Genomic DNA, 14557 nt, shown 5'->3' with positions numbered 1-14557 from the left:
CATAAGGCTTAGTACCTGCTCCTAATTCTATTGTTTGTGGCAATGCATCTGCTACACTACCTGCATAGGCTCCTCCTTCACGCGGAGCTACCCATAATACTTGATCATCTGCGCTATAAACAATAAAATACTGTAATTTATAAGTACCTGCTGGCAAGCCTAAAACATCAGAATATTGGGTTTCCCAACTTCCATTATTGTTTTTAACATTAATTTTAATGAAGTCATTTGCATCTGCCTCTGGATTCATTCCAGCAACCCAGTCGTCACTGCTATTGGTTAAAGCAACTAATACATAAGAAGGATCGGCAACTCTACATTCTACTGGATCACCCGATAAATGATCTTTCGTTTGCTTAGCAAAATCATTTAATAAGGTTCCAAATTGTAATTGAAATGTATCCTGACCAGCAGGGCCAGTAACATCAGTTTCTTCTTTACTACAAGAAGTAAAGAGCAATGAGAGGACAATCACAAAACTCCAACAATAGTTTAACTTTTTCATAATTAAATAGTTTAGATTAATAATACTTAGAATGGTTAATAAAAAAATTTCACGAAACTCTAACAGAGAGTTAACTGTATAATATGAATATGAATTTTAAAGGGTAATACTATAATAATAAGACTGGTGCAGTTGGGGGTGACAGTCTTGATTAAAGTAAAGATATATGAGAATTGAGCTTTATAACTATGGGGGAATTCCCCTATATTTTGACTATAAACTCATGATACTAAGCGTGTTGTATGTCGACTAAATTATGCTTTATAGCGTATATGATGCTTTCTAGGATAGTATCAGAATTAGTACGCTTAACGATGTTGGCTCTGTGCTTTTCTATAGTCTTCGGGGAGATAAACAAGGCGTCAGAAATTTCTCTCGTTTTATAACCCTTACACAGTAATTGAATAATTTCTTTTTCTCTTTTAGTAAAGCAGAATTCAGACATTTTGGAATTTTCTTCGAAACAATTCTCTACATTTTCTGAATTACTACCCACTTTAGTATCTAATAGAGAATCTTCATCAAAAAAGTGAATCATCATAATAAATTGGCCATGCATCATTTTATCTAATTTACTAAAGCTAATTTTAGCGTTTCTAGATTTATTATCTTTTAGTTTTAAAGAGGTTTTAGTTACTGCCTTCATATGCTTTCCCCGGGCAAAATTCCTTAAACTTGCTCTTACCTTTGTTTTATTTTCACAATTCACAAAATCTGTAAGCTTCAAATCATTTACATCTTTCTCATCGAATTTAAATGATTCTTTAAATGAATCGTTCATAGCTATTATTTTATCCTGTTGTAACAGTAACACAGGATTCAGTAGTAAGTTAAATAGACCAAGAAACGAGTCTTTCCAATAATTGGTAATAGAAAATTTTGAATGTACTTGTTGTAATAATCTACTATATAAATGTAATTTGGTAGTAGAACTATATATAACTTCATTAACCTCATTCTTATAATGCAAGTCTGTAATGTCTCTAAAACTTTCATCTGTATATAATACGAGCCAACACTTATTTAGGAAATGTGTAGATTTAAAATTGGGGATATTCTTTAAGCTCTTGGAGCTTAATGACGTTTGATCTATTAGAATAATGTCTGGTAAAAGATCTAAAGCTAAGTTATAACCAGTGTGAATTGAATTTACCGAACTTATTTCACAGTGAACGCTCAAATTTTCATTGAGCTCTGCACTCAAATTCCCCTTTTTACTAATTACCAATAATTGTTTTTTATCCGTTCTCATCCCATTAATTTTAAACATAATTTCATTTTTAAGCAGTAAGTAATAAGCATACGATTCGGGCAAATAAAAATTATTTCGTGGAGGAAATAAGATTTGCTGGTGGGGAGAAAAAAAATAGTTTAATAATTAAGTCAAGAAATATGACTCTACATGTGGGGAATGTTGTTATGCTAAAATTAAGGGAAAACACCCATACCAGAAAAATTATTTAGGTAATATTATACTGACAACCAGTGATTTATATACTCGATTTACATATAGATTTCAGCGTCCAAAAAGCATTTTATATATTTAAACCTACATTTAGCGTAAATTTTCTGACAATCCCGGAAATTAGAATGAAGAGAAACAAGCTTTGGTCGGCAAATTTTGATCAATCTTTAGTTTGATTATTTACCTTTAAATTAACATGCCTTAATTGATGCTTACTTTTTAATTAGCAACCGTTTAAGTACCTTTGCGGACTTGACTAAAAATATGGCTAAAGCTGAAGAAAACATTGAAGTATTAGGGGCTCGCGTTCATAATTTAAAGAACATAGATGTTAGCATTCCCCGCGAAAAATTAGTAGTTATAACCGGCCTTTCAGGATCTGGAAAATCATCCTTAGCATTCGATACAATTTATGCTGAAGGACAACGCCGTTATATTGAAACCTTTTCCTCTTACGCAAGACAATTTCTTGGAGGGATGGAACGCCCAGATGTAGATAAAATAGAAGGTTTATCTCCTGTTATTGCTATAGAGCAAAAGACCACAAGTAAAAATCCACGAAGTACAGTTGGTACAATCACCGAAATATATGATTTCTTAAGGCTTCTCTTTGCTAGAACTGGCGATGCCTTTAGTTATAATACCGGCGAAAAAATGGTGAGTTATAATGATGAGCAAATTAAAGAGCTAATTATTAAAAACTTTCTCGGTAAGAAAATAAGTATTCTTGCGCCAGTTGTACGTTCCAGAAAAGGACACTACAGAGAGTTATTTGAGCAAATAGCAAAACAAGGATTCTTAAAAGTAAGAACCGATGGAGAAGTTCGGGATATTATTAAAGGAATGAAACTGGATAGATACAAGATCCACGAAGTAGAAATTGTAATTGACAGATTACAAATAGACGAAAATTCAGAATCCTATAAGCGTCTGGAAGAAAGTATTAAAACTGCCATGTATCATGGGGAAGATGTTTTAATGGTATTGGAACAAGATTCTAATGAAATTAGATATTTTAGTAGAAACCTAATGTGTCCTACTTCTGGGATTTCTTATCCTAATCCAGAACCTAATAATTTTTCTTTCAACTCCCCGAAAGGAGCTTGTCCTAATTGTAACGGAATTGGAACTCTGCATAAAATCAACATTGATAAGGTTATTCCTAAGAAAAACCTTTCCATTAAAAATGGAGCTTTGGTGCCACATGGTCCACAGAAAAAGAATTGGATCTTCTCTCAACTAGAACTTATAGCTGAAAAATTTGAATTTAAATTAAGTGATCCGGTAGAGAAAATCCCTGAAGCGGCCTTGGAAATGATACTTTTTGGTGGAAAAGAAAAATTTTCTAAACAATCCAATACTTTAGGAATTACGCGAGATTTTAAAATTGATTTTGAAGGAGTTGCAACATTTATAGAGAATACTTATAATAATAATGAATCTACCTCTTTAAAACGTTGGGCAAAGGAATATATGGATAAAATAGACTGTCCCGTATGTCACGGCAGTAGATTGCGTCAAGAATCCCTTTATTTCAAAATCAACAATAAGAATATTGCAGAATTAGCTAATAAAGACATTACAGATCTTGCCAGTTGGTTCGAAAACTTAGAGTCTAGTCTTTCAGAAAAACAATTACAAATAGCTTCCGAAGTTATAAAAGAGATAAGAACTCGATTACAGTTCTTAGTAGATGTAGGACTTACATATTTATCACTAAACAGAAGTTCCAAATCACTTTCTGGAGGAGAAGCTCAAAGAATTAGATTGGCTACTCAAATTGGATCACAATTAGTAGGAGTGCTCTATATATTAGATGAACCAAGTATAGGCCTTCACCAAAGAGATAATGAAAAACTAATTAATTCCTTAGAAGCCATTAGAGATATTGGGAATTCTGTAATTGTTGTAGAGCATGATAAGGATATGATAGAAAGAGCAGATCATGTAATTGATATTGGCCCTAAGGCTGGAAAACATGGTGGAGAGATAATTAGCCAAGGAACTCCTGCACAAATAAAAGAACACAACACCATTACCGCTTCCTACCTCAATGGCACTATGGAGATTGAGGTTCCCAAAAAGCGAAGAAAAGGAAATGGGAAAAACCTGATACTTAGCGGTGCTACAGGTAACAACTTAAAAGATGTCACTGTAAAGCTTCCTCTTGGTAAAATGATTGCAGTAACAGGGGTCTCAGGAAGTGGAAAATCTACTTTGATAAATGAAACCTTGTACCCAATTATGAATGCCTTTTACTTTAATGGCGTTAAGGTTCCAATGCCTTATAAAAGCATCAAAGGTTTAGAGCATATAGATAAAGTAATAGACATAAATCAATCTCCTATTGGAAGAACACCTCGATCTAACCCCGCAACTTACACTGGGTTATTTTCTGAAGTGAGAAATTTATTCGCCAAAACTCCTGAAGCATTAATTAGAGGTTATAAACCAGGTAGGTTTAGCTTTAATGTAAAAGGAGGAAGATGTGAAACTTGTAGAGGTGGAGGACTTCGGGTTATAGAGATGAACTTTCTCCCAGACGTTTATGTAGAATGCGAAACTTGCCAGGGGAAAAGATTTAATAGAGAAACATTAGAAATTCGATATAAGGGGAAATCCATCTCCGATGTCTTGGAAATGACTATTGAAGAAGCCACAGATTTCTTTGAGCTAATTCCGAAGATTTACAGAAAGCTAAAAACTCTTAGAGATGTAGGTTTAGGTTACATTACACTAGGCCAACAAAGTACTACACTTTCTGGTGGGGAAGCACAAAGAATTAAACTATCTACAGAACTTTCTAAGCGCGATACCGGGAATACTTTTTATATATTAGACGAGCCTACCACTGGATTGCATTTTGAAGATGTTCGGGTTTTAATGGACGTTCTAAATAAATTGGCAGATAAAGGAAATACTGTTCTTATCATTGAACACAATTTGGATGTTATTAAATTAGCCGACCATATTATAGATATAGGCTACGAAGGTGGAAAAAATGGTGGTGAAGTTATAGTTACGGGAACCCCAGAAGTAGTTGCAAAACATAAGACGAGTTATACTGCACACTATTTAAAGAAAGAATTAAAAATTAAATAAGATTTTGAACGATACAGAAATGAGAGCTAAACAAGGGAATAAAGCATGGAACGGAATTAAAACAAACGATTCTTGGGCCATTTTTAAAATAATGGGTGAATTTGTAAAAGGATATGAAAAGCTTAGTCAAATTGGACCTTGCGTTTCTATTTTTGGATCTGCACGCACAAAACCAGACCAAAAATATTACAAATTAACTGAAAGGATTGCTCAAAAAATTGTGGATCATGGGTATGGAGTAATTACAGGCGGTGGTCCTGGAATTATGGAAGCTGGAAATAAAGGGGCACATCTTGCAGGAGGAACTTCTGTAGGTTTAAATATCGAATTGCCTTTTGAACAACATGACAATCCATATATAGACCATGATAAAAGTTTAGATTTCGATTATTTCTTTGTTAGAAAAGTAATGTTCGTAAAATATTCTCAAGGTTTTGTAGTAATGCCTGGAGGTTTTGGAACTTTAGATGAGCTTTTTGAAGCAATTACACTAATACAAACCAATAAGATCGATAAATTCCCTATTATATTAGTAGGAACAGAATATTGGGGTGGATTAATAGACTGGATAAAGTCTACTTTATTAGATGGTTTTCAAAATATTAGTGATGGGGATATAGATTTGGTTCAAGTTGTAGATACAGAAGATGAAGTAATAGCAATTCTGGATGATTTCTATGATGAATATAATCTGAGCCCTAACTTCTAGATTTAGGAAACATAGTAATACTTCTATTAATTTTTTAATTTATGTTGTCCCTTGAAAATTAAATTAATTTCCTTTCTTATTATTGGTTTGGGCTTAACTAAGATTAGTTATGCGCAAACCAGTATGGATATTATTGCGGTGTTAAACGATTCTACCCGCACCTTTAACATTCAGCATAAAATTGAATATGAAAACACCAGCCCAGACACTTTAAATTCAATTTACTTAAATGATTGGGCTAATAGCTACAAGGATAAGTCTACTCCATTAGCAAAACGTTTTGCTGAAGATTATTTAAGAAGATTCCATTTTGCTAAAACAGAAGAACGAGGAAACACTAGAATGTATAGCGTTTCTGATGCTAATCAGCTGCCATATAATTGGGAGAGACCTGTTGATGCTGCAGATATTATAAGAATAGATTTAGAAAATCCATTATTACCTGGAGATACACAAACTATAAATCTTTTGTATTCTGTGAAAATACCTTCAGACAAATTTACCAGATATGGTTATGATGATGAAGGAAACTTTAAATTAAATTATTGGTATGTAACTCCTGCCGTTTACAAAAAGGGATGGCAGATATATAGTGATAAAAATTTAGGAAATCAATATACACCTCCTGTTAGCATTTCCATAAAACTGTCTACTAGGCCTTATTTATATGTAGCTTCTCCTTTACAAATAGACAAATTAGTTACAGAAGATCTCTATAAAACCACATATTTATCTGGCACTAATAGTGTATCTTCTCAACTTTATTTAACCAAATCGTACAGATTTGAATCTATATTAGCTAATAGAACTAAAATTGTTTCGAATTTAGATGATGAAGGTTTAAGCAAGGAAATTAAAGCAGCACTTCTCTCCAGAATTATGCAGTTTCTAGAAACTAGATTAGGAGAATATCCTCAAAGTTCCCTGATGGTTACTAAAGATGAATATTCAAACAACCCGGTTTATGGTCTTAATCAGTTGCCAGATTTTATCAGGCCTTTTCCCGATGGATTTCAATATGACGTTAAGCAGTTAAAAACCATAACCAACCAGTTTGTAAAAAATACAATTCTAGTGAACCCTAGAAATGAACAATGGGTTTATGATGCTTTAGTAATCTCATTAATGATGGATTACGTAGATGAATATTACCCTAATACCCATTTACTAGGAACTTTAAGTAATTTTCCAATTGTAAAATGGTTTCACGCTGCAGACCTTGAGTTTAACGATCAATATCCATTTATGTACTTGCATATGGCGAGGAAGAATATAGATCAGTCCTTATCTACTGCTCAAGATTCCCTTGTGAAATTTAATAAGAATATTGGAAATGCTTATAAGGCTGGAGCTGGATTAAAATATTTGGAAGAATATCTTCAGTCCGATGCGGTAAAAAAATCCATGTCAGAATATTATAAAACATTTGTCTTAAAACCATCTAGTGAAGAGGATTTCTTTAATATTCTTCAGAAGAATACGCAAAAGGATATTTCTTGGTTTAAAGACGATTATGTAAAGTCTAATTCTAAAATAGATTATACTATTAGTAGGCTCAAGAAAACTCCCGATTCTTTAAGAGTTACTATTAAAAATAAAAGGGATAATAATATGCCTATTTCTCTTTACGGTCTTAATGATGGGGAAATTGTTTATAAAACTTGGGTAGGAAATATCAACGAAAGTAAGCAAGTAACCATCCCCAGAGATAGTATAGAAAGGCTTGCGTTAAATTACGAAGGCGTTGTTCCTGAGCTTAATCAAAGAAATAATTATAGAAGGGTAACTACATTACTTAATAAACCTTTGCAATTTAGATTGTTTCAGGATATGGAAGATCCTAGATATAACCAATTCTTCTTTATGCCAGAATTCAATTACAACCTGTATGATGGTATTTCAATTGGCCCTAAATTGTATAATAAAACCTTTTTAGATAAGGATTTTGAATGGAAGATTTCTCCTAAATATGGGTTTACCAGTCAGACGATTGTTGGATCTGTTTCAGCAAATTATACGAGCTACTTAGATGATGAAAATCTATTTGCCATGAAATTTGGGTTTGGAGGAAATCGATATTCTTATGGTTATAATTTATTCTACGAAAAATTCACTCCCTTCGTCGGCCTTTATTTTAGAAATTCTTATTTAAGAGATAATCAGCGTCAATCCTTAACTTTTAGAAATGTCAATGTTAAGCAGGATCTGGATCCACTTAATCCTGTAGAACAACCAAAATACAATGTTGTTAATTTGAGCTATAATTTTAGCGATACCAATCTAATAGATTATTTTAGAGGAGGCGTAGATTATCAAATAGCTAAAAATTTCAGTAAGGTTTCTTTAACTCTGGAATACAGAAAATTATTCAAAAACAATCAGCAGCTTAATCTTAGGTTGTTTGCTGGAACCTTTTTATTTAATGATGAAACAGATAACGATTACTTTAGTTTCGCTTTAGATAGACCATCAGATTATTTATTTGATTATAACTACTACGGAAGAAGTCAAGATAGTGGATTATTCAGTCAGCAAATAATTGTTGCTGAAGGGGGTTTTAAATCTCAGCTACAACCTGAATTTGCTAACCAGTGGATCACTACCGCTAATGCAAGTACCAATCTTTGGAAATGGATCTATGCTTATGGAGATTTGGGACTTGTGAAAAATGAAAGTTTTAAACCAAAATTTTTATATGACTCTGGAATTCGTTTGAGCTTGGTAGCAGATTATTTTGAAGTATTCTTACCAGTTTATTCTAACCTTGGCTGGGAAGTAGGTCAAAAAGATTATGATCAGAAAATAAGGTTTATTGTAACTTTAGATATAAATACCCTTATTAGATTATTTACAAGAGAATGGTACTAAGCCATTTATTGAAAATAAATTTTCAATTAGTGTTTAAAGAATAATTAGAACACACATTATTAGATTCATAATTATACTTTAATTATATCTCAATAATTATCAATAGTTTAACTATTTCAATATTTTTTGCATTTTTATATAATTTATACCAGTTCTATTGAATTGTATTTAACACTAGTTTTAGCTATATTTGTAACAATTCAAACTTTATTTTATGCAAAGCGAAATACAATCTAAGGAGTCCATTTCATTTGAAGATTTTAAAACTCAGGTTTTAGAAGATTATAAAATTGCCGTTACCAGTAGAGAATGTAGTCTATTGGGTAGAAGAGAAGTTTTAACGGGAAAAGCGAAATTTGGGATTTTTGGGGATGGGAAGGAAATTCCACAGTTGGCAATGGCCAAAGCTTTTAAAAACGGAGATTTTCGCTCGGGATATTATAGAGATCAAACCTTCATGATGGCTATTGGCCAACTTAATATAGAGCAATTCTTTGCTGGTTTATATGCCGATACAAATATAGAAAATGAACCTATGTCTGGAGGCAGACAAATGGGAGGACATTTTGCAACTCACAGTTTGAAAGCAGATGGTAGCTGGAAAAATTTAATGCAACAAAAGAATTCCAGTGCAGACATCTCTCCAACCGCTGGACAGATGCCAAGACTTCTTGGATTGGCTCAGGCTTCTAAAATATATAGAAATGTAGAAGGAATAGCCTCAGAGAAATTTTCCGATAATGGAAACGAAATAGCTTGGGGAACCATAGGAAATGCGAGTACCAGTGAAGGTCATTTTTGGGAAACTATAAATGCAGCCGGTGTTTTACAAGTACCAATGGTAATGAGCGTATGGGATGATGAATACGGAATTTCTGTTCACGCTAAACATCAAACTACTAAAGAGAACATCTCAGAGATCCTTAAAGGTTTTCAAAGAGATGAAGAGAAAAAAGGATACGAAATTATTGTTGTAAATGGATGGAATTATGTAGCACTTGTAGAGGCTTATGATAGAGCTTCAAAAATAGCAAGAGATACTCACTCCCCTGTTCTTATACATATTATTGAGCTTACTCAGCCCCAAGGACATTCTACTTCTGGATCTCATGAGCGTTATAAAAATGAAGATAGATTGAGCTGGGAAAGAGAGTTCGATTGTAACGTAAAATTTAAGGAGTGGGTTCTTGAGAATAATTTTGCTACTGAAGAAGAATTAAATGCGATAGATAAAGACATTAAGAAGCAAGTTAGAGACGGAAAGAAAGTAGCATGGATGGCATATAGCCAACCAATGAAAGATAAATTTTCAGACTTGTTGCCTATTCTAGAAAATGCAGCTTCCCACAGCGAAAATAAAGATGCTATAGATTCTATGATTAAGGGACTTTCAGAAATAAAAGATCCTCTTAAAAAAGACCTTCTGGTAGTTGCTAGAAAGAGTTTACGATATATGATCGGGCTAGAAAATAGTGCGAAGTCAGATTTAATTAACTGGATAGAAACTTATACTTCTAATTCACAACCAGAATATAGCAGTCACTTATATAGCGCTTCTGTAAATAATGCTCTTTCTATTGAAGGAGTTGAAGCAACCTATGATGACGATGCTAAAGATGTAGATGCAAGAATAATTTTAAGAGATAACTTTGATAAGATCTTCGCTAACAAACCTGAAACATTGATCTTTGGGGAAGATAGTGGAGCTATTGGTGATGTTAATCAAGGCCTAGAAGGACTTCAAGAAAAATATGGAGAACTTAGAGTTGCTGATGTTGGAATTCGTGAAGCAACTATTTTGGGTCAGGGATTAGGAATGGCTATGAGAGGTTTACGTCCAATTGCTGAAATTCAGTATTTAGATTACATTCTTTATGCATTGCAAATTATGAGTGATGATTTGGCAACTGTTCAATACAGAACTAAAGGAAAACAAAAGGCACCATTAATAGTTAGAACCAGAGGTCATAGACTGGAGGGAATTTGGCATAGTGGATCTCCAATGGGAGCTCTAGTTCATTTACTAAGAGGTATTCATATTTTAGTACCTAGAAACATGACCAAAGCTGCAGGATTTTATAATACTTTATTAGAAGCAGATGAACCTGCTTTGGTAATAGAGTGTTTAAATGGATACCGACTTAAAGAAAAGCTACCCAACAATTTTGGAGAGTTTAGAACTCCATTAGGTGTTGTAGAAACAATTAAAGAAGGTAAGGATATCACCTTGGTTTCTTACGGTTCTACTTTAAGATTGGTAGAAGAAGCGGCTAATGAGTTAGAATTGGTGGGAATAAATGCCGAAGTAATTGATGTACAATCGCTTTTACCATTCGATATTAATAAAGAGATCGTAAAAAGTGTTGCTAAAACCAACAGGCTTTTAGTTATAGATGAAGATGTTCCTGGTGGAGCTTCTGCTTATATTATGCAGGAAATTCTTGAGAATCAAAACGCATATGTACATTTAGATAGCAAACCACAGACTTTGGCTGCTAAAGAACACAGACCTGCATACGGAACCGATGGCGATTACTTCTCTAAACCTTCTACGGAAGATATCTACGAGAAGATATATGAGATCATGAACGAAGCAAATCCTTCTAAGTTTCCAAAACTGAGATAATTAGTTTCAGTAGAAATTAAAAAACCTTATACTGGTTTCGTCAAGCCGTTCCGATAGCTATCGGAATCGTTTTAGCTTCTTTTTACATTTTAATTAATATTGTTAGATCCTTTAATAAAATCTGGATCACAATTTATAATATAATAATCCCCGTTCTAAAGTTTAGAATGGGGATTACTAATGTTTAAGAGGTTTCGAGTTTTGTAACCTTAGCGTTTATAAAACTTTCAGGATGGAAGGGTCAAAAAGAAACATCTAGACTGCGCTCGATGGGACCTTTAAAAACAATTGGAAAGAAAGCGAATTTAAATAATTAGAAACATAATTCCGTCAATTCAAACTTACATCCAACTTCTTGGATCCGATTCGATTTTATAGAATATATAATTCACATAAGGGAGGATATCTTTACTAACGGCTCTAAATGAAATATCTCCTCCAGCAGTATGAAAAATGATATTTATAAGATCCTTCTTTTTATACCATAAAGGTTGAAATATGCTTATAGATTGAGTTTTATACATCTCAAAACGCTTTTCTGTTTCATTCCATACTCCATGCTTCTTATAAACAAAATCATTAGAAATAATCAATTTTAATGATTTAAACATTAATACTTGCCAAATCACCGCAATGACAACATATATTCCGACTAGAAAAAGCCAAACTGTAATAGAAATCGTTTCTACATAAAGTGCAGCAAAATAACTTAACAAAACAGGAACAAATGCTATAATTAAACGTCTGATCAACAATATCTTATCTGGCGAAAAGATATTACTAACATCGCTGGTTTGCTCTGTATACAAAAAGGAATTGACTTTTGAAACAGTAGCCTTATCCAATCCAGGTATTTTAATTTTACTCTTCTTTAGTTCATCTTCACTATTTGCAAGGGAAATTCTTACTTCGTATAAATTCAGCCATTTTTGTACAGGATTTGTTATCACCTGTAATAATTGAACTCTTCGTGGCTGTAAAGATATTTTAGTATTGGTATTTAATCCCATTTCCAACTCAAGACTATCCTTAGTTTGAGTTAATTTTAGATTGAAATATTTTATAAAAACTTCAGCAATAGTTATTAAGATACTTAGGAGTAAAACAACAACAGCAATTAATATAAAAATAGAAACCGATTCCATGGGGCCAGGCAATTCTCTCAAATAATTTTGAATGGTTTCTGAATGTTCTTCGGAAACTGTTCTTACTTCGTTGTAGATCGTAGTGAAAAAAGCGATTATCAAAACCAATCCTCGCAGATAATTTGTGCTAATACCTATTTTTAACAAAGTCAAAAAACCCAATTCATGAGACCAAAATTGATTTTTAGAAATATCTTCGGTGCTTCCTGAATCTGATATTTTTTCAGAATATTTATCTTTTACCTCAATTAGAATAGCTAAAAGCTGGTTTGCCTTTTCATGAGAAATAGCTTTAATACTTATTTCCTCCTTTTTGCTTCCCGCGGTTTCAATAACAAAACTGTTAACATTTAAAAAACGCTGAAGAATATTTCGCTTGATATAAACCTGCTGAATTTTATCAAAAGGGATTGCGATGTCTTCAGTATTGAAGACTCCTTCTTGTAGCACAAATTCCTGATTTCCATAATCTATATGAAAAAGGAAATTGCGATAATAAACCAAACTATAAACAAGAATTAGAATTAAAATCAAAACCAAGCCCACAACAATATAGATAAGGGTTTGCACACTTGGTCCGGTAAAGAGAAAATATACAATAATTGCCCAAAATCCTTTTAATAAATTAAAAACCCTGGTAAGAAAAATCAGAAGTATTCCAATTTCCGATTGTCTTTGCGGGACTTCAAATAAATTAGACTTCATTTGTGGTAAGCTTTGCGGCTAAAGCCTCTTTTAACCTTTGAGCAAGGTTTGGAGCTAGTCCGGGAATTATAATATCACCACCACTCCCGCCTGCAGTATATATTTTAAGACTAGAGATCTTAAACATCTTGTCCAGAACATCACGCGTAATTGAGACATGCTGAATTCTATTAAAGGGAACTACCGTAGTTTTATTCACTAGATAACCCCTTCTATATAAAATATCCTTTTCCCTTAAGGCAAATCCATAATTCTTCTGTAATTGTATAATGTTCCAAAATTTGAAACCGAAGTATAAAACAACCCCAACAAGAAATAGATTCAATTGTAACTGGTTTAATTCGAAATAGAACAAAACAACCCAACCTATCACAGCCAAACATAAAAACACAAGGTTTAGAATACTGGCTTTAATAAGATATGCCTTTGAAATTGATTGGAATGAGACTTCTTCATATTTCGGCAGTGTATCAATATCAATTGAATTATTGGTGAAATTTTCCATTACGGAAGCCATTTTTTCTCAAAATTAGGCTTACGTTTTTCTAAAAAAGCATCTCTTCCTTCTTTTGCTTCGTCTGTCATATAAGCAAGTCTGGTAGCTTCTCCAGCAAAAACTTGCTGCCCAACCATTCCATCATCTGTAAGATTCATGGCAAACTTCAACATTTTAATAGAAGTTGGAGATTTCTCCAAAATTTCTTGTGCCCATTCGTAAGCGGTGTTTTCGAGATCTGCATGTGAAATAACAGCATTTACCATCCCCATTTCAAAAGCCTCTTGAGCCGAATAATTTCTACCTAAAAAGAAGATCTCTCTGGCGCGTTTTTGTCCTACCATCTTGGCTAGATATGCTGACCCATAGCCACCATCAAAACTAGTTACGTCTGCATCTGTTTGTTTGAAAATTGCATGTTCTTTACTAGCAAGAGTCATATCGCACACCACGTGTAAACTATGACCTCCTCCTACTGCCCAACCTGGTACAACAGCAATCACCACTTTTGGCATAAATCGAATTAGACGTTGAACTTCAAGAATATTAAGTCTATGCATTCCATCTTCTCCTACATAGCCTTGATGGCCTCTTGCTTTTTGATCTCCCCCACTACAAAAGGAATATACGCCATCTTTAGAGGAAGGTCCTTCTGCAGAAAGTAAAACCACCCCAATAGAGGTGTCTTCTTGAGCATCGTAAAACGCATCGTATAATTCACTCGTAGTCTTTGGCCTGAACGCATTGCGTATGTCTGGCCTATTAAAAGCTATTCTGGCAACGCCATTTGCTTTTCTGTAAGTTATGTCTTCGTATGTTTTAGCAGACTTCCACTCTATCTTGCTCATCTTTTTAATTTTTTATAAAAATAGAGCTTTTACAAAACTGTACATAATATTAGACAAAGAAGAATTTTAAATAGCCTTGAAAATAAAA

Annotated in this window: 9 protein-coding genes; 4 read left to right on the top strand and 5 right to left on the bottom strand. The window is 33.4% G+C overall.

What is annotated here, in order from left to right:
• Positions 1-505 (bottom strand): hypothetical protein (locus I130_RS11060; RefSeq protein WP_157480572.1); only part of this gene is annotated, 505 nt, incomplete at its 3' end.
• A 229-nt stretch (positions 506-734) separates the two neighbouring features.
• Positions 735-1757, bottom strand: coding sequence for a response regulator transcription factor (locus tag I130_RS11055; protein WP_034923025.1), 1023 nt, complete (start codon positions 1755-1757; stop codon positions 735-737).
• 477 nt (positions 1758-2234) lie between these two features.
• Here I130_RS11055 and uvrA point away from each other — a divergent pair, with 477 nt between their 5' ends.
• The 4 genes from uvrA to I130_RS11035 all read left to right on the top strand — a co-directional run bounded on the left by uvrA (position 2235) and on the right by I130_RS11035 (position 11275).
• Positions 2235-5072: an excinuclease ABC subunit UvrA gene (gene uvrA / locus I130_RS11050; RefSeq protein WP_034923016.1), complete on the top strand. Its 2838-nt coding sequence runs from the start codon at positions 2235-2237 to the stop codon at positions 5070-5072.
• Positions 5073-5091: 19 nt separating this feature from the next.
• Complete coding sequence (locus tag I130_RS11045; RefSeq protein ID WP_034923015.1) at positions 5092-5781, top strand: TIGR00730 family Rossman fold protein; 690 nt, start codon at positions 5092-5094, stop codon at positions 5779-5781.
• Between the two features lie 51 nt (positions 5782-5832).
• A complete protein-coding gene (locus tag I130_RS11040; RefSeq protein ID WP_034923014.1) occupies positions 5833-8649 on the top strand; it encodes a metalloprotease in 2817 nt (938 codons plus the stop codon).
• A gap of 214 nt (positions 8650-8863) precedes the next feature.
• Positions 8864-11275, top strand: a complete 2412-nt coding sequence (locus I130_RS11035; RefSeq protein ID WP_034923013.1) for a thiamine pyrophosphate-dependent enzyme — start codon at positions 8864-8866, stop codon at positions 11273-11275.
• A 341-nt stretch (positions 11276-11616) separates the two neighbouring features.
• On the opposite strand, the gene I130_RS11030 is transcribed toward I130_RS11035, so the two are convergent.
• Genes I130_RS11030 through I130_RS11020 form a run of 3 tightly spaced genes read right to left on the bottom strand, consistent with a single transcriptional unit; the run spans position 11617 to position 14469 of the window.
• Positions 11617-13125, bottom strand: coding sequence for a PH domain-containing protein (locus tag I130_RS11030; protein ID WP_034923012.1), 1509 nt, complete (start codon positions 13123-13125; stop codon positions 11617-11619).
• The gene (locus I130_RS16275; RefSeq protein WP_051119690.1) at positions 13115-13630 is read right to left on the bottom strand and encodes a PH domain-containing protein; all 516 of its coding nucleotides are present in this window, start codon (positions 13628-13630) and stop codon (positions 13115-13117) included. Before I130_RS16275 ends, I130_RS11030 begins: the two co-directional genes overlap by 11 nt.
• Positions 13630-14469 carry a 1,4-dihydroxy-2-naphthoyl-CoA synthase gene (locus tag I130_RS11020; protein WP_034923010.1) on the bottom strand — a complete coding sequence of 280 codons (840 nt, stop codon included), beginning with the start codon at positions 14467-14469 and terminating at the stop codon, positions 13630-13632. The genes I130_RS16275 and I130_RS11020 overlap by 1 nt, the downstream gene beginning before the upstream one ends.
• Positions 14470-14557 lie beyond the last annotated feature (88 nt).

The sequence above is a fragment of the Gillisia sp. CAL575 genome, assembly GCF_000403785.1.
Taxonomy (GTDB): domain Bacteria; phylum Bacteroidota; class Bacteroidia; order Flavobacteriales; family Flavobacteriaceae; genus Gillisia.
Note: the sequence above shows the minus strand (reverse complement) of the source record. Positions and strands in the feature narration are given on the sequence as shown.